General features: G+C 48.2%; 17 protein-coding genes. 11 read left to right on the plus strand and 6 right to left on the minus strand.

Features of this window, described 5'->3' with window-relative positions:
- A partial coding sequence (locus tag ACP5D4_RS14340) for an ISL3 family transposase (protein WP_428012303.1) occupies positions 1-419 on the plus strand: 419 nt, incomplete at its 5' end.
- Positions 420-787: 368 nt separating this feature from the next.
- On the opposite strand, the gene ACP5D4_RS14345 is transcribed toward ACP5D4_RS14340, so the two are convergent.
- Positions 788-2,005 carry a glycosyltransferase 87 family protein gene (locus ACP5D4_RS14345; RefSeq protein ID WP_428012304.1) on the minus strand — a complete coding sequence of 406 codons (1,218 nt, stop codon included), beginning with the start codon at positions 2,003-2,005 and terminating at the stop codon, positions 788-790.
- A 147-nt stretch (positions 2,006-2,152) separates the two neighbouring features.
- Between ACP5D4_RS14345 and ACP5D4_RS14350 the strand changes: the two genes are divergently transcribed.
- On the plus strand, positions 2,153-3,382 hold the full coding sequence (locus ACP5D4_RS14350; protein ID WP_428012305.1) for a glycosyltransferase family 2 protein: 1,230 nt from the start codon (positions 2,153-2,155) through the stop codon (positions 3,380-3,382).
- A 151-nt stretch (positions 3,383-3,533) separates the two neighbouring features.
- Positions 3,534-4,130, plus strand: a complete 597-nt coding sequence (locus tag ACP5D4_RS14355; protein ID WP_428012306.1) for a class I SAM-dependent methyltransferase — start codon at positions 3,534-3,536, stop codon at positions 4,128-4,130.
- On the opposite strand, the gene ACP5D4_RS14360 is transcribed toward ACP5D4_RS14355, so the two are convergent.
- From ACP5D4_RS14360 to crn3, 5 genes are all read right to left on the minus strand, one after another.
- Entirely contained in the window at positions 4,057-5,358 is a 1,302-nt protein-coding gene (locus ACP5D4_RS14360; RefSeq protein ID WP_428012307.1) for an RNA-guided endonuclease InsQ/TnpB family protein, read from the minus strand. The genes ACP5D4_RS14355 and ACP5D4_RS14360 overlap by 74 nt on opposite strands.
- 187 nt (positions 5,359-5,545) lie before the next feature.
- Positions 5,546-6,511, minus strand: a complete 966-nt coding sequence (locus ACP5D4_RS14365; RefSeq protein ID WP_428012308.1) for a substrate-binding domain-containing protein — start codon at positions 6,509-6,511, stop codon at positions 5,546-5,548.
- A 6-nt stretch (positions 6,512-6,517) separates the two neighbouring features.
- Positions 6,518-7,228, minus strand: coding sequence for a PspA/IM30 family protein (locus ACP5D4_RS14370; protein ID WP_428012309.1), 711 nt, complete (start codon positions 7,226-7,228; stop codon positions 6,518-6,520).
- A gap of 192 nt (positions 7,229-7,420) precedes the next feature.
- Entirely contained in the window at positions 7,421-8,359 is a 939-nt protein-coding gene (locus ACP5D4_RS14375; protein WP_428012310.1) for a CRISPR-associated protein Csx3, read from the minus strand.
- A 5-nt stretch (positions 8,360-8,364) separates the two neighbouring features.
- Complete coding sequence (crn3, locus tag ACP5D4_RS14380) at positions 8,365-8,703, minus strand: CRISPR-associated ring nuclease Crn3/Csx3 (protein ID WP_428012311.1); 339 nt, start codon at positions 8,701-8,703, stop codon at positions 8,365-8,367.
- A gap of 144 nt (positions 8,704-8,847) precedes the next feature.
- On the opposite strand from crn3, the gene ACP5D4_RS14385 reads away from it, so the two are divergent.
- The 8 genes from ACP5D4_RS14385 to ACP5D4_RS14420 all read left to right on the plus strand — a co-directional run bounded on the left by ACP5D4_RS14385 (position 8,848) and on the right by ACP5D4_RS14420 (position 18,462).
- Positions 8,848-10,182, plus strand: coding sequence for a TIGR03985 family CRISPR-associated protein (locus ACP5D4_RS14385; protein WP_428012312.1), 1,335 nt, complete (start codon positions 8,848-8,850; stop codon positions 10,180-10,182).
- 325 nt (positions 10,183-10,507) lie between these two features.
- On the plus strand, positions 10,508-11,845 hold the full coding sequence (gene csx2 / locus ACP5D4_RS14390) for a TIGR02221 family CRISPR-associated protein (protein WP_428012313.1): 1,338 nt from the start codon (positions 10,508-10,510) through the stop codon (positions 11,843-11,845).
- Between the two features lie 64 nt (positions 11,846-11,909).
- Complete coding sequence (gene cas10 / locus ACP5D4_RS14395) at positions 11,910-14,216, plus strand: type III-B CRISPR-associated protein Cas10/Cmr2 (RefSeq protein ID WP_428012314.1); 2,307 nt, start codon at positions 11,910-11,912, stop codon at positions 14,214-14,216.
- 41 nt (positions 14,217-14,257) lie between these two features.
- Positions 14,258-14,935 carry an RAMP superfamily CRISPR-associated protein gene (locus ACP5D4_RS14400; RefSeq protein ID WP_428012315.1) on the plus strand — a complete coding sequence of 226 codons (678 nt, stop codon included), beginning with the start codon at positions 14,258-14,260 and terminating at the stop codon, positions 14,933-14,935.
- Positions 14,932-16,191: a type III-D CRISPR-associated RAMP protein Csx10 gene (gene csx10 / locus ACP5D4_RS14405; protein ID WP_428012316.1), complete on the plus strand. Its 1,260-nt coding sequence runs from the start codon at positions 14,932-14,934 to the stop codon at positions 16,189-16,191. The genes ACP5D4_RS14400 and csx10 overlap by 4 nt, the downstream gene beginning before the upstream one ends.
- Positions 16,188-16,724, plus strand: coding sequence for a hypothetical protein (locus tag ACP5D4_RS14410; protein WP_428012317.1), 537 nt, complete (start codon positions 16,188-16,190; stop codon positions 16,722-16,724). The genes csx10 and ACP5D4_RS14410 overlap by 4 nt, the downstream gene beginning before the upstream one ends.
- Before the next feature lie 42 nt (positions 16,725-16,766).
- Positions 16,767-17,840: a putative CRISPR-associated protein gene (locus ACP5D4_RS14415; RefSeq protein WP_428012318.1), complete on the plus strand. Its 1,074-nt coding sequence runs from the start codon at positions 16,767-16,769 to the stop codon at positions 17,838-17,840.
- 55 nt (positions 17,841-17,895) lie between these two features.
- Positions 17,896-18,462, plus strand: a complete 567-nt coding sequence (locus ACP5D4_RS14420) for a Uma2 family endonuclease (protein WP_428012319.1) — start codon at positions 17,896-17,898, stop codon at positions 18,460-18,462.
- Positions 18,463-18,576 lie beyond the last annotated feature (114 nt).

The following is an 18,576-nucleotide window of genomic DNA, read 5'->3' on the forward strand; positions in this document are numbered from 1 at the left end:
TCATGGGTAATTTTCGAGGAGATTATATCTCCCACTTTACACGACCAGTGCCGAAAAACCAAAAAGATTTAAAAGAAGAGAAATTAGAAAAGTTAGAGTCCGTTTTAAAACAGTCAAAACGTTTACGAAAAGCTTATCAGCTCAAAGAGAACTTTAGAGAAATCTATGAAACAACTCAAAACCCAGAGAGCGGAAAAAATAAACTTAAAGAATGGTTATCTAAAGCACAGAGTATCTATAGTGATGCTGTCAAGACAATTCGCAATCATCTTAACACAATATGTAATTATTTCTTGAGCCGAACAACCAACGGTGTGATGGAGGGTATTAATAATCGTCTTAAACTGATAAAGCGTCAAGCTTATGGCTTTATGAATTTTGAAAATATGCGAATGCGCTTTCTATCTTGCTTTATTTGATAAGTTTTTATTATCACCTCGTTTTGCGGAGACCCTTTGCGAAATGAAATATTGCCGCGAATCATTTAATGTTGCTATAAAACAAATTTTTCTTTCAAGAATGCGGGTTTATTAGCAAGTTTTACTCATCGATCGAGAAACCCTTCCCTCCAGAAACCGGGTTTCTGGCGCCTCTCAAAAATGTAAATTTATCGGAGACTATCTGACCGACTCAATTGAGTGGCTGTTGGGTTTCACTCCGTTCCACCCAACCTACAAACCTACAAACCTACAAACTCCCTTCTGTTGGGTTCTACGGAAATCCGAAAAACCGACAAAATGTTGACGGTTCGCTGTGGTAAAAACACAACTTCACCTCAAGAATCTAACTACTTTTCTCTCCACCGAAACGGCGCGTAAACTACCAACAACCACACCAACACTCCTAACAATAGAAAATTCCGTAAATTCAACAACACCACAGACGGCGGATACATCAACCGCAACTGTCGCGTCACGAAACTCACCGTCGTCGTCGCCGCAAAACTCACCCCCGTCAGCGCCACAAACCGCCATTGCAACAGCGGAAGAAACGCCAACAACCAAATCAAATATTGCGGCGAAAACACCTTATTCGTCAGCATAAACGCCAGCAACGCCGCCGCTGAATACGCCACGAACGTTTCCACAGAAATCTCGGTAAACCGTCGCGACTCTTCCCGAAACCGCCACCACGCCAAACCATATACCACCGCCATCGCCGCCACAAACAGCCAGGGTTGAAGCTGTAACAGGGGTTCGGCGAGGGGAGAAACGAGGTGTTGTGCGCCGTAGTTCATTTCTGAAGACGCCTCCGTTAAGCCGAGAACTTCCCCCAAACTCACCCATCCGGCGTAAACGCTTTCGATTTGCAAGCCGCGATCTTTGTGATAAGTCAAAAAGGAGGTAAAGTCGTCGGGAGCCAGCCACCAAACGGGAAGAAACGAGAGTAAGGTGGTAGCGATCGAACTCACAATCAGTTTGATTCCGCTTCCCAAACGACGAGACGCCGTAAAATACAGGAAAAATACGGGAACGAGAACCACAGGATAGAGTTTGGCGGCGATTCCTAATCCCAAGGTGATTCCGGAACCGATGGCGAATTGCGACAGCGCCGCCAACACCGCTGCGACGGTTAGGAGGGTGGGGAACAAGTCGTATCGCCACAGCAGCAGCGGCGACAGCAACAACGCCAGCAAGGTATATTTGATGAGGGTGGAGACGCCGCGACGGGGTGCGATTCCTAGCAATCCCAACCCCAGCAGAACGGTAAACGCCAGGTTTTCTACTACGAATCCGAAGATGTAATCCTCGAGGGGAAGGGGTTCGCTACGGGAAAACAGTTGCGGGAGGAGAATCGGAATCAGGGAAGCGGGGGGATATTCCAGTAGAAAATCCCGGTAGGGGACGAGTTCCTGTCGAATGTTAACTGAGATGCTGTGGTAGTGTTGGAGATCGAAAGCGTGCCAGCGTTCGTAATGGGGGAAAATCCAATAGGTGACGCTGAGTAAGAGTAAGAATTGAAGTGCAACGATCGCGATCGATCGCTTGGGTGAAAATGGCTGCATCTGAAAATTAGAATCAGAAACGTTTGAATCGCCAGAAACCTGGTTTCTTCACGATACCGAGTTTCTCAGAGGACTTCTCAATTGACAAATTCTCCTCAACTCTTTATATATAGTCGCATCGTTTTACTGTTTTTAGGTTTTTCTCCCATGCACTCAACGACACGAGAGGATACGGCGCGATCGCAGATGGAAACGATCGACCTGTCTTTTGTGCTTCCCTGTCTCAACGAAGTTCGCACGTTAAAAATTTGTATTGAAAAGGCGAAAACGGCGATCGATCGATTGGGATTGTGTGGAGAAATCGTCGTCGCCGATAACGGTTCGACAGATGGCTCTCAGGAATTAGCTAAATCTCTCGGTGCGCGAGTGGTTGAGGTTCCCGTGCGCGGTTACGGTGCGGCGTTGACTTGGGGAATTCGTGCGGCGCGGGGTGAATTTATCGTCATGGGAGATGCGGACGATTCTTATGATTTTCGCGAAGCGGTTCCCCTGGTTCAAAAGTTAATGTCGGGATACGATCTCGTCATCGGAACTCGGTTGAAAGGTCAAATTATTCCGGGGGCGATGCCTTGGAAAAATCGCCACATTGGAACCCCGGCACTTACCACGATAGTCAATTTATTATATCATGCTAAGTTCTCTGATGTAAACTCAGGAATGCGGGCGTTTTCTAAACGGGCGTTTCTTCAATTGGATATGGAATCGCCGGGGATGGAATTCGCCTCGGAAATGCTGGTCAAATCGGCGATTTTAGACTTAAAAATCAGCGAAGTGCCGATTACACTCCACCCCGACGGACGCGATCGCGCTCCTCATTTGCGCCCCTGGTCGGACGGTTGGCGACATTTAAAATATATTCTGCTTTTTGCGCCGAAATATGTCTATTGGATTCCCGGTCTTTTACTCATCGCCTTTGGCTTGAGTTTGTCGGGAATTTTAAATCTCGCTCCCGGTGGAGAATCGGTTTACGTGGGAGATTTGCGCTTTAACGACCACTGGATTGTTGTTTCGGCGTTGTCCTCTTTATTGGGGTACGAACTCCTGTTAACCGGACTGCTGGCGCATCTGTATACGTTAACCCATCGAATTCGACGGCGATCGAAACGGATGGATTGGGTGGTAAAATCCATTAGTATCGAGAAAATTATCTTGTTTTCTCTGGTGATGTTCGGCATCGGCTTGGGCATCGAACTATCGATCGTTCGGACTTGGGTCGATGCTGATTTCGGTCCTCTATACGCCATTCGTCCGGCGGTGACGGGAATGGTGTTTATTCTCATCGGCGCCCAAACCCTATTTAGCGGGTTGTTTTACGCCGTTCTCTCCGAAAGGTATCAAGCGGAAAAATATCAAAGCGATCGCCGGGATAATTCTTAATTCTGGATAGTCTGTTCTCTCCAGATCCCCGGCTAGAGATGCCGGGGATCTGGCCACAGCAATCGATCGAGAATTTTGCCGCGAATCCTTTCATCTTGCTATTAATATTGCTATATTTGGGCGATCGCATTTCTCTTCCCCCATCCTGGCAATGCAAACCCTCCACCATTCCCTCGTCATGAACCGCCGCGTTCGCGTATTAGCGAACCACCTGGCGACCCTATTACCCAAAAACCAACCCCTCACCGGACTCGATGTCGGCTGCGGAAGTGGCGAAATCGCCGTTGCCGTAAACGCCTTACGTCCGAACGCAAAATTAGAAGGCGTAGACGTACTCGTTCGTCCCAAAACCGCCATTCCCGTCCGCCAATTCGACGGAAAAACCCTTCCTTACCCAGACAATAGTTTCGATTTTGTCATGGTGGTGGACGTACTGCACCACACCCACGACCCCAAAGCCGTTTTAGCTGAATGTACCCGCGTCGCCAAACAAGCCGTTTTAATCAAAGACCACTGCTGTAACTCCTGGTTCGACGAGATTCGCCTGCGGTTTATGGATTGGGTGGGAAACCGCAGTTACGGCGTCGCCCTTCCCTATCATTATTTATCTTCCCGTGGCTGGAACGCTATCTTCGGCGAAATCGGCTGGTTTCCTAAAGTCATGCAACGGCGACTCAATTTATATCCCGTTCCCTTCCGCTATCTTTTCGATCGCAATTTGCATTTCGTGGCCAAATTGACAAATTGACAACTCCCCGCGAATCACGCGACGGGGATTCTTCCTTCACAGAATGACGCTGAGTAAAGGCAGTACCCTTACTTAGTCTTACTCTTTCTCCAGAAGCGGTAGCGAGATGCCCTCCCGCCAAAATTCGTAAACCTTCATCTCTGATATTGATGGCTGCATTGATATCTCTGTCATGTTTGGCTTTGCACTTCTGGCAAGTCCACTCTCTGACATCAAGAGGTAAACTACCAATTTGATTGAGACAAACATGACAGGTCTTTGAGGAAGGGAAGAATCGGTCTATTTCTACGTACATCTTTCCTTCCCATTCAGCCTTGTACTTCAACAGGGTCTGGAACATACCCCACCCTGCATCACTAATAGATTTAGCGAGACAGTGGTTGCGTACCATGTTTATCCCCCCTTGAGTTCCCCCCTTATTAAGGGGGGTTAGGGGGGATTCCACCACAATGACTTGGTTTTCGTCAACTAATTTACGACTTAGCTTGTGGAGAAAATCCTCACGACAGCGAGTGATTTTCTGATGAACCTTAGCCACCTTTTTTCGGGCTTTAGCACGATTACTAGAGCCTTTTTGCTTCTTCGCTAACCGTTTTTGTCGGATAGCTAATTTCTTCTCATATTTGCGGTAAGACTTGGGATTCCCATGCTTTGACCCATCGGAGGTGATGGCAAAATGAGTGATTCCCAAATCTACTCCAACTGCTTTACCCTCACTACTCGGCTCAGGCTTCTCCCTACCATCGTCATACAAACAGGAAGCATAGTATTCCCCTGTCGGTGTCATCGAGACGGTGACAGATTTTAATACGCCCTCTGGCAAGCGCGAAACTCGGCAGTAGACTTTCTTTAGCTTAGGTAGAACTAGATACTCCCCATCGAGCTTGCCGTTTTGGGGAAAGCGGATTGATTGCTTCCGGTGCTTGCTCTTAAATCGGGGATATCTTGCTCGTCCTGCGAAGAAGTTGAGGAAAGCACTAGATAGGTCAAGTGCTGCTTGCTGTAACACTTGAGAAGGTGGTTCAGTTAGCCACTCATGCTCTTTCTTGAGTCCAGGTAATAGTTTGATGATGTCATTGCGACTTAGCCCCTTTCCTGTCTCTTGATAGGTCTTGGATGCCAAGTCAAGCGCAAAATTAAAAAACCAACGTGCAGAGCCGAAGGACTTAGCAAGTAAGACTTTCTGTTCTGATGTTGGATATATACGAAATTTGTACGCTTTTAACATGGGCTATCACTATTCTGGCTTCCCATGTTAACATACTACCTATAGATTGGTAAAGTGGAAGCTAAGGCGCAAGGCGCATCCCCGTCCTAAAGGATCGGGGTTTTCCCGCGCCATGTTTTTGATAACCCGTGGGTAGGTTGGGGGGCAACCCAACAGCCAACCTCAGTCTCTGGTGTGGTGAAAATTATCAACTTCCCGCCGTCAAAATCGCCTGTTGACCCGACGGCGAACCCACGAACCCCAGAAACGCAGACACTTCCGGCGTCGGCGGGTTGCGATAAACATAGTACAGAATTCGCTGATAAGGATACTGCGAGGCCGCTGGCGTCAAACCGTCGATGGCCACCACCCGAACCGTACTTTGATTGAGAATTTGCGCGGCGGTGGCGTAGCCGATGCCGTCGTCTCCTACCTCCCGCAACATGGGCGTTGTGGCATCCCGTTCCATGGTGGTGATATTGGGCGTGTTGCCGAAATTACCGCCGCCAAGGACCAATTCTTGGAAGGCTTGGCGAGTTCCGCTTTCCGGAGGACGGTTGATAACGCGAATCGGTTTGTCCGGACCGCCGATTTGCGACCAATTGCTAATTTGTCCGGTGAAGATGCTGACGGCTTGTTGTCGGCTGAGTCCTTGTCCGAAGGGGTTTCCCACCCCCACCACCAGGGCGATGGCGTCGTTAGCCACGGGAATGGCGGCCAGTCCTTGATTTTGTTCTTGGGGCGTCAGGGGCCGAGAGATGGCGGCGATGTCCGCTTGTCCGTTACTCAGGGCTTGGAGTCCGTTCTCGGTACCGTTGGCGCTGGTGGAGACGGTGGTGCCGGGAAATTGCTGTTGAAAGGCGGTTTTCAAGCTTTCGTTGATGGACACCATACTCGTGGAACCGTCGATGGTGACGGTGGTGCCGCTGGGAACGTTCGTTGGTGGCGAGAAGGTATTGGCGGCCGGCGGGGGCGGCGGTGCGGTTCCTACTGGCTGGGGTGCGGCGTTGGGGGCTTGCTGGGGCGGAACGTTTCCGGTTGGTTGACCTGGGGCGGTGGCGACGCCGGACGGTGCGGGTTGGCGTTGGAAAAACCACCAGTAACCGCCTCCGGCGAGGAGGAGGAAAATCAGGATGAAGACGATGGGCGGCGGTCCGCTACGTTGTTGAGTCACGATCCGTTACCGTTGTTTGGGAGGACTTTTCGATTGTTGCAATCGTCGATCGATCTCGTCGTCGAGGGCGAGGGTTTCCCAGTCTTGTGAAATGGTCTCGTTGGAAAGGTCGCGCACTTCGGCGAGGGCTTGTTCTTCGAGATGTCGTTGTTCGACGGTTTCTTTGGCGCGATCGAAGTTCGATCGCGCCGAGTCGATGTTAAGTTGGCTGTCAAGCTGGGCGATGGTGTTGAGGGCTTGGCTCATTTCTGCCATGTCCTTCATGTGTTCCATGTCGGCTTTGTAGGCTTCGAGTTGCAGTCGCTCTCGATTCAATCGTTCTTGAGAAGCACTCACGAATACTTCTGCTTGACGCACTCGGTCTTCGAGTTGGGGTAGCAGTTGTTCGAGTTGAATCGCTTGGGCCATGGCCAGCCGCGCGGTGGTTTCGTCACCCTGCTGGCGGGCGGCGATGGCTTGTTGTTCGTAGTGTTTGGCTTGTTGGACTTTTTCTTCGTATTTCAGCGTGGCTCTTTGATACGCTTCGACTTGCGCCGAGACGGCTTTGGCCAGTTTTCGGACGGAGGCCTGCATCGCTTTGAGGGAGGTTTCGGCGGTTTGTAAGGGGTCGGCGGCGCGGCGTTCGTCTTCTGGCGGCAATCCCCACAACCAATTCCACATATTGAGGGTTATTCGTCCGGCGGTGTCGCCCATGAGCCAATACACTGCTTTTTTCATGGGAGTGAGGGGGGATTTGGGAAGGATGGGTCTTTCTAGTTCGATTTTAGTCTCGGGGGTGGGGGGTTGCAAGGAAAAAAGTTTTAAGTTTTTTGTGGGATTCACCACAGAGACACCGAGAACACGGATATATTTTCGATTGTTTAAGATGGAGAATTGTTGAGGGATTTGTGGAGATTTTGGATGTTTTTTCTACATGAGTTTTAAGAGGCGATCGAGCAGGGGTTGGGGAACGGAAGCGGGGCGATCGCGCTCCCAAGGTCCGGCAACTAATTCGAGATAGGGCGAGGTTTGCAACAGGTCGCAGCGGTCTTCGCGGACGCTGTGAACTACCGCCAGCGGTTGGAGGTCGCGACAGAGTTCTTGCCACGATCGCACGGCTTGGGGGTCGCTGCTGATAATCAGAGCGTGACTGCACGATCGCACCACGGGCAGTTTTACCGGGTCGGGAACGCCCCCCACATCGACAAGGGTTAAATCGATAACTTGACGGATGTTTTCGGTATCTCTGGCTCGTTCTTGAAAGTACAAATCGAGAACTTCGTCGGCGTTGGGTAAGTCGGGGATTTTGTATTTGTTTTTTTGTTTCAAATGCTTGACAACTTGTCGGTTTTGACTTTCGTAAATGTAGTTGCCTTCGCCGTCCCAGTTGGCGCGGTGCAAGTAAACTTGTAAGTCGGGGCGCGATCGCGTTACGGCTACGCGCAAGGCGTTCGACAAGACGCTTTTTCCGCTGTTGGGAGGACCGCCGACGAGTACGGCAACGCCTGGTTCTCGGTTGGGAAAGATGGGCAAGGTATCGCCTGGGGCAATTCCCTTTTGGCGCGATCGCACCACAACGACAGATTTCGATCGCAAGTCATAAAACCCCACCCAGGGCGCTTCCTGCAATTGCAACAGGGCATGGTTGTAAAACCAGTTGGGGGCGTTGCCGTACAACACCACGCCCCGGCTTAAGTCCAGTTGCGGCGGTAGTTTCCACGTCAACAGGGCATCGGGAGACATCAAGCGTCGCAGGGGGCGCGTGTCGATGGCGAGGGCTTGATAGTCGCGGCTACTGCCTTTGAGTTGGATAATTTGCAGTTGGATTTCCGGTTGTTGGATTTCGGGTTGTTGGATTTCGGGTTGCATGGCGGTTACGGGGTTTCTAATTCGGGGAGTTCGATGTCGAGAACCTGGCTGACGCGGACTTGATGGGTGTGGCTGGAGACGACGACGACACCCAAACGGGGGTCGTAGCATCCCACCCAGGCGGCGGGATGGCATTCGTGGACGAGGTAGCCGTACAGCCAAATGGGGGCTTTGCCTTCGATGGCGATGCCCTGTTTGAAGTCGATGCCTTTGGGTAAGGTTAGATTTTTAAGGTCGGCGGCGGTGATAATGCCGTCTTCGGTGGTAATGCGAACCTGTAAGTGTTGGTAGGGCAAGCCTTGACGGGTTTGGCTGGCAATTAATCGCAGTTGGATAGGATTCATAAAAGGTTAGAAAAATCAATCTATTGAAACGAGCGTTGTAACGATCGATCCAAACCAGACTATTGTAAGGGGTGGGTAGAAAGAGCGCCTTCCAAATTGCCTGAGATAATGCAACTGAGACAACGAAACTGAGACAACGAAACGATGAATCGATCGCACTTTGAATTTTCGCCCCATCCGAAATTTCTGCAACAGTTAACGCGAGGGGCGTTGGCACAGCATTTGTTACGGGCGATTCGCCTGTGGGCAGAGTTGCGCTGGCTGTATGGCAGCGAGGGGGCGGTGTTACCGGAAGCGTTTACGTACCCCCAATGGCGCGATCGCTTTTTCACGAAAACCCATCCTAAAGGGGAAGCGATTCCCCCTTTGCACGATCGACGGTGCGCCTGTGGGAAAACGGCGGCGCAATGGTTGCAACCCTGGCTGACGCGGGAGTGGAAACAACGATTGTGCCAACAGGCGGGACTGACGGAGGAACAGTTGGCGGCGGTGTTGCAACGGCGGTTGTTTGGGGTGACGCGGCGATCGATCTTCGACGATTTTCGCTTGTTGGTGGAGTTGGGATGGTTGCAACGACAAGGGCGACGGTTCGATCGCGTGGCGGTGTTTCCAGAGGTTCCCGCGATGGAGGAACGGACGGCGGGGGAGGAGTTGCCTTTGGCGTTGGTGAATTTGGATTTGGGAACGGTGGCGCAACGGTTTTCTCGGCCGATTGCGGGGGTGCAGCGGTTTTTCTTTGAGGTGGATTACATTGTCCGCGATCGCAATATCGATCGCGTGGAAGACTGGCAGGCGCAGTTAGTGGAATTGTGGAAACGCCCGGTGGTGCCGCCGATTCGCTTGAGGTACAACAGTTCGCGGTTGGGGGCGTCGGTGCGCTGTGTGGTGTATCCGGTGTGTTGTTATTACGTGCGTCGGGCGATTTATCTGTGCGGGTTCGGTGAAACGCCCGACTGTTGCGGCCAGTGGTACAATTTTCGGCTCGATCGCGTGCAGCATTTGCAGGCGATCGATTGGGAGGACGAGTCGGTACCGAGGACGTTGTGGCAGCGATATCGATCGCAACAGTTGCCCACGCCGGACGAGATTCGCGGCGAAATGGAAGCGGCGTGGGGGTTCGATTTTTATTTGGAACCTCGGTTGATGGTGTTGCGGTTCGATCGCGGGTTTCACGACGGTTACGTGGCGGGAACCTTTCGTCACGAGACCTTTGAACCAGTGAGTTATGGGGAAGTGGGGCAATTGATTCAGGCTAACGCCGCAGCGGAACGGCGGGGGTTTTTGTTGGGCGTCTGGCGCGATCGATCGCCCGAGGATGCTTATTACCGGGTTTGGGTGCGCCAGGGGGATACGAACGTGCGGATGCGGTTGCGGGCGTGGCGTCCCTTCGGCGAGGTGTTGTTACCTTGGGAGATTCGCCAGGAGATGCGATCGGAGATCTTGCAGGCGTATCGCTGGTATGTGGAGGACGAGGGATAGTTTGGAAGGAGCTTATTCTAGTAGGGTGTATAATGGCGTTGTGGTTTTCGAGAGATTGTTTAGCACAAATTATTTGAAAAAGCAGTGATTCTTTACTTAGTAAAGAAAACTGTTTGAAAACGTTACATTCTCAAAAGAGAGGGTGAAGAAAATCTTAAAAAACTCAATCTTCTCACTTTAGGGCTGTTGAAATTTGATATCTTAATGAAAATAGATCCAGGCATCTTTTTTCAACAGAACCCATTTGGCAGTTCGCGTCTCTTTCTCGCTGCGTTTCCTGGACTGGTAAAGGTTTTTTTGAGGCTTGTCGCTTCGGTGCGATCGGTTGAGCGATCGTCGTGGAAGCGGTATTGAGCTTCCCTGCAAATTTTTTGTTTTTATCCAAAATTCTGGCAAGAGAACAATGGCTAAAATTTTAATTTCTCCACTTGGAACAGGCCCCTTCAATACAAAAGACGATCGAGTGGTTCGAGAATATCGAAAAGCTAAGTATAAAATTGATGGACGCTCGTATGAGAGCAGCTTTGTATCTTCGGCACTATACCAACATTTAGATTTAGACAGCATTATTTTTATTGGCACTGTCAAATCGATGTGGGAAGAGGTGTATCGATTTTTCTGCCAACAAAATAAAATCGATCTCGACGAAGACTATTATATAGAACTCGCCGACAGGATCTCATCGTTGAATCACCAGAGCGATGCGAGCGAACTGGACTTAAGTGTTGTTGAATCTGTGGTCAGTCCTCGCTCTAAGTGTATTGTGACGCCCTATGGCTTAAACGAAAGCGAACTCACGCGCTCCCTGGATGCAATTTTTCAAATTGTCAACCTCCTAGAACGACAAGATACGATTTACATCGACATTACCCACTCGTTTCGATCGTTGTCACTTTTTATGTTTTTGGTCGTCACCTTTCTGAACGACATTGAATCTGAAAAGCAAATTGATATCGGAGGCGTTTACTATGGAATGCTAGAGATGATGCGAGAAATTGGTTATGCTCCAATTGTCAATCTCCAACCACTGTTCGATCTCACCCGTTGGATTAAAGGGGGATATAGCTTCCAAAACTTTGGTAACGGCTATCTGATTTCCGAGTTGCTTCAAGAACAAGGCTGTACGGACATCTCTCGTGCCATTGAAAATTTGTCTAACGCTCTGAATATCAACTACGTCCCCACAATCCGACAGCGCATGAACGATTTGCGAACTGCATTGGAAAAATCCGAACTTCAATCTCCATTTAAGTATTTCAAAGACGACTTGATTCGCTTTACCCGGAAATTTGCCAGTTCCGATCTTCCCGAAAGCCAATTGCAGCTCGAACTGGCAAGCTGGTATTTTGACAATAGCCGATATGCGACAGGCTATATTTCTCTCGTTGAATCTATTGTGACTTACGGTTGCGAGTATCAACAGTTAGATCCACGCAGCAAAGAGAATCGAGAGCGTACTAAAAAATGGTTCGTTCAAGAAAATGGAGTCAATCGAACATCTCTTGCAAAACTATTCCATAAAACTAATCCCATCCGCAATGCGATCGCGCATGCTTCCCTTGAGGCAAATCAAAAATATTCTGGGTATACTCAAGCGATTGAAAATGCCAGAAACTATTGCCAAAAAGCCAAGCGAATTTTTCAGAGTGGCAATTTAGAATAAAGCCATGCCACGAAATTTTTCAAAATAAGGATCGATCGTTCACTCATTTAAAGGTTGCAGCAAGATGACGGAAAACTTACGGAAACGCTTCAAAATCGCCCTCTCCTGGTGTCTGGCATGGGGAAACGAAAAAGAACCCCAGTTTCCCCTCGATATCCTCTGCCAGATGAAGACGGCGATCGACAATCCGCAAAACGTTCCCCTAGAAGTTCGAGATATCGTCAAGCAAGTTGAAACCTTGCAAACAATTACCGAAGACGATTATCCCGAAACTATTGATGAAATCAAACAGAAATGGCGCGAACTTTGGGAACAGGAAACCCGAATTGGCTTGGTTTACGGCGGTGCAACCAAAATCAAACAGTACGTCTTCGAGTCAGAAAATTTGATGGAGATTCGCGGTGCTTCTGCAATTCTCGATCGAATCAACCTCGTCGATATTCCTGCATTTTTTGGAGATCGATCGTCTGAAGTCGATATCGCCGACTATCAAGCACCGCGAGACTGGTTAAAACAAGAACCTCAATTGTCTGCCTTACTGGATGCACTCATTCCCGAACTCATTGTTTACTCCACAGGCGGAAACGTACTCGCGTTTTGTCCGGCGGCTTACGTTAACGACCTCGCAGATGCGATCGAAAAACGCTACACCCACGAAACAATAACCGCAAATAGTTGCGCTGTTGGGGACACCTTCAGACTCCTTGAAATTCGCTTTGGCTTATTCCAGCGAGACAATCCCGAATCGACAAACTGGCTCGCTTGGTATCGTCAAAATTATGCCAAACCTCTAATTCAATCTTACTTTGGCAAAATTGAATCCTCCACTCCAGACGAACTTAAAAAACTTTTTTACCAGCGCAAAAGCTTCAACGAACTGGCGGGAAAGCTAGCTGTCAAATTCAACCAGCGACGGAGTGGAAATGAAACTTCAAATCGATCGTCTCGCCGTTATCCCCCCATGCTCGAAACCCATCCTTATCTCAAACGCGACAATAACGATCGAGCCTCTTCTGTCTTGCACGTCGAACCCGATGCTCTCGCCAAAGAACATTGGTTTTCAGAACCCTTGGCTCGAAAATATCTCATGGGTCAAACCACGAAGCGAGACAAACAGAATCAACATTGGTATACCCTAGATTGGCAACCAGGATATATTGATAGTTGGGTCAAGAAGTTTGAAGAATTTTTGGAAAAGCACCCGGATTTAAACTCGCAGTACGATTTTGAGTCCGAAAAGCGAAACGGAGAGGAGAAGATTACTGAATCCCGCAACCTCGAAGAAATCGCCAACGCCAGCGATGGATTTATTTCCTTTATCTATGCTGACGGTAATAATATGGGAGGGTTTATTCAAAAAATCAAAACCCCTGAAGACTATCGACAGTTCAGTGAAGACATTTTCGAGGCAACAGAACAGTCTGTTTACTACGCTCTGGCGAAAAACCTACATCCCCATAAACTGAAAGATATTAAAAAGCCCGAGTCTCAAAAACGCCATAAGAAATGGGTGCATCCTTTTGAAATCATCACAATTGGCGGCGATGATGTGTTGCTGATCGTTCCAGCTAACAAAGCCCTGGAAATTGCCCGAGATATTGGCGATAAATTTGAAGAAATTCTGGAGTCGAAAAAAGATCGGTATGCAATTCACCCAGAAAGTCACGATGAATTCGTAGGTTACTGCTTTTACCATCGTTATATACCACAAAAATCTAGGGTATTAAAATGTGAACTCAGTACGTCAATGGGTGTGCTAATCAGTTCCTACGACACACCAATTTACTATGCGGAAAATTTGACGAATCAATTGTTAAAATCTGCTAAAAAAACTGCCAAAAAGCTCAAGGAATCAGGTTATCATGGAGGGACAGTCGATATCCTCACGCTCAAATCTGTCACGATGATTTCTTCAAACATTACAGAATTTCGCGACGACGGATTGACGAAGCTCGGCAAACCCAAACTCAAACTGTATGCGGCTCCGTACACGTTGTACGAACTTGATGGCTTAATCCAAACTGTCCGAGCGTTGAAAGAATCGGAATTTCCGCGATCGCAAATTTATCAAATTCGGAGTTTACTCGATCGAGGAAAACGTACCGCCATTTTAAACTACCTTTACTTTCGATCGCGCCTGAAAGACAAACAACAAGACTTGCTCAAAGAACACTTTGAAGCCGCCTGGTGCAAGCCGAAAGACACCAACAACAATGGAAATCTCGCGCCGTGGATGTCTATCAAAGAAAAAAACGGTTTGACAACCTACGAAACCATTTGGCGAGAACTGGTCGATCTCTATCCCTTTGTTGAAGTCGAAACTCACGCCGAAACCCAAGCTGAAACTCAATCGGAGGTCGCAAATCCATGATTAACCTCCAATCGCTAACATCCACCACACAATCGATAACTGTGACCGCCACACTGGACAGCGCCTTATGTGTGGGTGCCGGGGGGTCTTCCGGTTCCCTGGCGGACAAACCTATCGTTCGGACTGCTGACGGAAAATTGTTGATTCCCGCGTCACAATTGAAAGGACGCTTGCGCCACGAGTGCGAAAAACTCGCCAGAGGGTTGGAATGGCCGGTGTGTCGATCGCCGAAACCGGACAAGATGTGTCCGCAACGAGTGGGATTACCCGACAGTTCAAACTTTCTACGTGAAGAGTATCGCGTCAACGAAGACCATCGACATCATTGTATTATCTGTCAAATTTTTGGAAATCCCGTGTTACCGTCTCGCGTTGATTTCGAGGCTTTAGTGTGTTCCGAACCCCAGGAAAATTTACCGGAAGTTTTGCGTCCAGGGGTTACGATTAACCGTCGCCGAGGAACTGCGGAAGATAAAAAACTCTACTTCCTCGAAACGTCACCTGCCAACCTGGCTTTGGCATTTGAGGGACAAATTCATGTGGATTCCCACCTACTACCACAATATAAATTGTTGATTTGGGCAGGTTTGAAACAGATTAACGCTCTCGGAGGCAGTAAATCCGCCGGGTTGGGATGGCTGAGTTGGCAGTTTAAGCCAGAAAACTGGAAAACTGACGAGGCGACGTGGAAAAAACTACTTGCAGGAGGTGCGTCGTGAAAGAAATTCGCTTGAAAATTACGGCAAAATCTCCTCTCGCGATCGGTTGGAAAAAACCGGGTTCTGTGAGCGAAGCGGCAGATTTTATTTCGGGTTCCGTAATTCGCGGTGCCGTCGCCGCACAAATGCTTCGACTTTCTGATGAAAAACCGGAACACGGAGACGATTTTTCTCGGTTGTTTGTGGATGACAACGGGGCAGTTTTTCGCAACGGTTATCCAGCGACGGCGAAAGATGGAGATAAGAGCGAATTCCCCCTCGAAGTGGATACTGTTCGCGTGTTACCGTCCACGGTTCTAAGTGCGAAAGCCAAGGAGGGCTTTAAGCCGAACGGAAACGGCGTGTTCGATACGCTGATCGATCGATTTTGGGCAGAAAAGTACGGACAGCTTTACGATCCAAACGATCCAAAAGATGGCGGACGAGTGGAGCCTTACAGCGGGTTTTACGGTAAATATAAAGAGCGTTACATTAAAATGTCGGTTTCCAAGCGTCTGTTAACTCGTGTAGGGATAAATCGCCGTCGATCAACCTCAGAAGACGAAATTCTGTACAGTCTAGAAGTTCTCAACGAACGATTTGCTACCAAACATCCGCACGGACTCAAACAGTGGCATGATGTGGTTTATCGGAGTTCGATTATCGTTGAAGATGACAATCTCGCAAAACACTTAACTACTTTTCTAGACAAATTCTCGAATCATTTTCGTTTGGGCGGTTCGGCATCGCGAGGGTTAGGCCGCGTTGAAATCGAGGCCAAGTGTGTTGAAGTCAGTCTTCAAGAAGCTGTGAAAAAACGAATTCAGGCGTTTAACAAAGAGTTAAACAAGCGACAAAAGCAGTGGAAAGAACTTTTTGGAGACTGTCCGTTGTCTGAAAAGAGAACCTACTTTACGATCGATCTCCAATCGGACGGTGTTTTTCTGGATAACTGGAAGCGAACAACAGTCGTAACGCCATCGATGCTTTGTCAGTTTGCGGGGATTGATGAAGATAAAAGCTTAGAACTTCACGCGGCTTACAGCAGTTACGACTATGTTTCCGGTTGGAATTCCGCCTGGGGGTTAATGAAAGATATCGATCTCGTGACGACGAAAGGGAGCGTGTACTTGTTTAGTACCGAAGAGATCGATCGATGGTACGAGCCATTAGCTCGGTTGGAGTGTCGCGGGATTGGAGAACGAACGCTGGAAGGGTTCGGACAAATTGAAGTTTGCAACGAGTTTCACCAAGTTTTTCGGGAGGAAGCAAAATGAGCGAAGAGCGCATGATGGATGTACGCGAGCAGCTAAAACTTCGGATCGATCGCGAACTTAGATTTTTTATGGATGATGTCATTGAGGATATTCAACGACTTGCGAAAAAATTTCAAATTGAAAAACAGGATGAGAAATCTCCATTTAAAAATGTCCTGTCAGTTTCCACAGAACCTTCCACGTCTTTGGAAGCACTAAAAACTTTCATTCGCTACCAAATTGGCAGGCAAGGTTCTAGCAAAATTTGGAAACAAAAACAAGGCAATAAATATTTTGCCGTCGAGCTGGTTGAGTCAATTGAACAACTACACCAAACTGCTACTGATTTACTAGACAGCATCCAAAAAAGCTATAAATCAGGACAGGAAGAAGACGATCTGCAAGCTTTTTTGGAAGATCGCAACAACTATCAGCAAGTTGTCAAAGATCTGCATATGACTTTAGCACAGCTTTATCTCGGACATTTAGCCCGAGAACATACAGCATTGGTTAGAGAATTCCAAAACTCTAGCAAGAAAAAAGCCAGGAGGTAGATCGAGATGCGACACACACTTATTTGCACAGTTGGAACGAGCTTGCTCAACAATCTCAATCGAGAAAATGAAGAGGTTCAGCAACTCAAAGCTGAAAAGAACTGGCATCAACTCAGCTTGTGGTTGCTAGAAAAAGAGAATATGAGCCGTGTTTGTGGTGCGGAAATTAACTCAATTTCTAGCATTTTAAGCAAGGGTTTGCTCGACCAGAAAAAGCAATTAATTTTTCTAGTTTCCGATACCGATGATGGTCGCTATACCGGACAGCTTCTCAACTTGTACTACAAAAATAATCGAAATCCAGTTCAATTTGAAGAGGTTGAATATCGGATTCTTGATGGGTTACGAGACGACAACGTTAAAGCCTTCAAACAAGATGGATTGCGGAATCTGGTTAAGGAGATTAGCAAGGAAGCTCGAACCTTCGATCCCAGTTCGATCGCGATTAATGCCACAGGAGGTTATAAAGCTCAAATTTCGTTTGCTGGCATGGTCGGCCAAGCCTTAGAAATCCCTGTTTATTACCTATTTGAGAAGTTTTCAGAAGTTATTGCACTTCCGCCTCAACCAGTTTCGCTCGACCTAGCCTTTTGGTTAAATCACTACGTCGGCTTTAGCGATCTCGAAACCGGAAATACAGTCTCCAAACAAGAGATAGAGTTGCCTTGGGACGACGAACGACTTTCGGCTCTCGTAGACGAAGAATCGATCGACGATCTTTCCTATGTCACCTTGTCCGCGATGGGGGTGCTGTTTCACGAGCGATCGCAGCTACAGTTTGCCAGACAGAAAACGGCAATGCTGTCTTTAATTCCTCAAGATGAGACCTCTCCAGAGCAAAAAACAATTAAACTCAGGGACGACCACGGCAAAGATACGTTACAAGACTTTTCTAAAAAACTATGTCGGTCTCCCTATGTCAAGCAAATTGTAAATTCATTGCCGTTCAATCCTAAGCAAGTCGATCCAATTCGGCGAACAACTGAAGAAGGTTTGGTTGAGTTTGTTTTAACTTGGACAGATGCCGGAATTGGAGTCTGCATTCAAACCACCGGACGCAATGTAGCAGAAACGAACACGATCGCACTTCACCTCAAAGAGCAATATACTCGGTAAAGATGTGCGATTCCCTTTAACAGAGTCCTGAATCTTCCCTTGAGGAACATCAAAAATGCGATCGACCGTCCAGTCAAATTCGTTATCCTTAAGCGAATTTCTACAACTCCCCGAAACCCAGCCAGCGACGGAATACGTCGATGGAAAAACCTATCAAAAGCCGATACCGAAGGGGAAACATAGCCGACTGCAAACTCGACTTTCAGCAGAAATTAATCGGGTGGCGGAACCAGATCGAATCGCCTCGGCGTTTACCGAGTTACGCTGTAGGTTTGGCGGGAGATCGATCGTTCCAGATATCTCTGTTTTTGCTTGGGAAAAGATTCCCCTGGACAATCGAGGGGAAATTGAAAATACCTTTGAAGTTGCGCCAGACTGGACGATCGAAATTTTATCCCCCGAACAAAGTCCGACTCGCGTAACGAGCAATATCTTATTCTGTCTCAACGCCGGAACTCAACTCGGGTGGCTCGTCGATCCCGAAGAAAGTACGATCGCCATTTTCAAGCCGCGAGAACAACCCGAAATCAAACAAAATGACGATCGACTCCCTGTTTTGAGTCTTTTAACCGATTGGAATATATCGGTACGAGATGTTTTTAGTTGTTTGAATTTTAGTTAACATTAGAATTGTAGGTTTTGTGATGTTTGACACTTTTAAAAACCGATTGGAAATTACGGGAACACTCTGGACTGTGACCGCTTTGCGAATTAGTGCCGGTCGATCGCTCGAACC

Source organism: Baaleninema sp., assembly GCF_049974805.1.
GTDB lineage: Bacteria > Cyanobacteriota > Cyanobacteriia > Cyanobacteriales > Geitlerinemataceae > Baaleninema.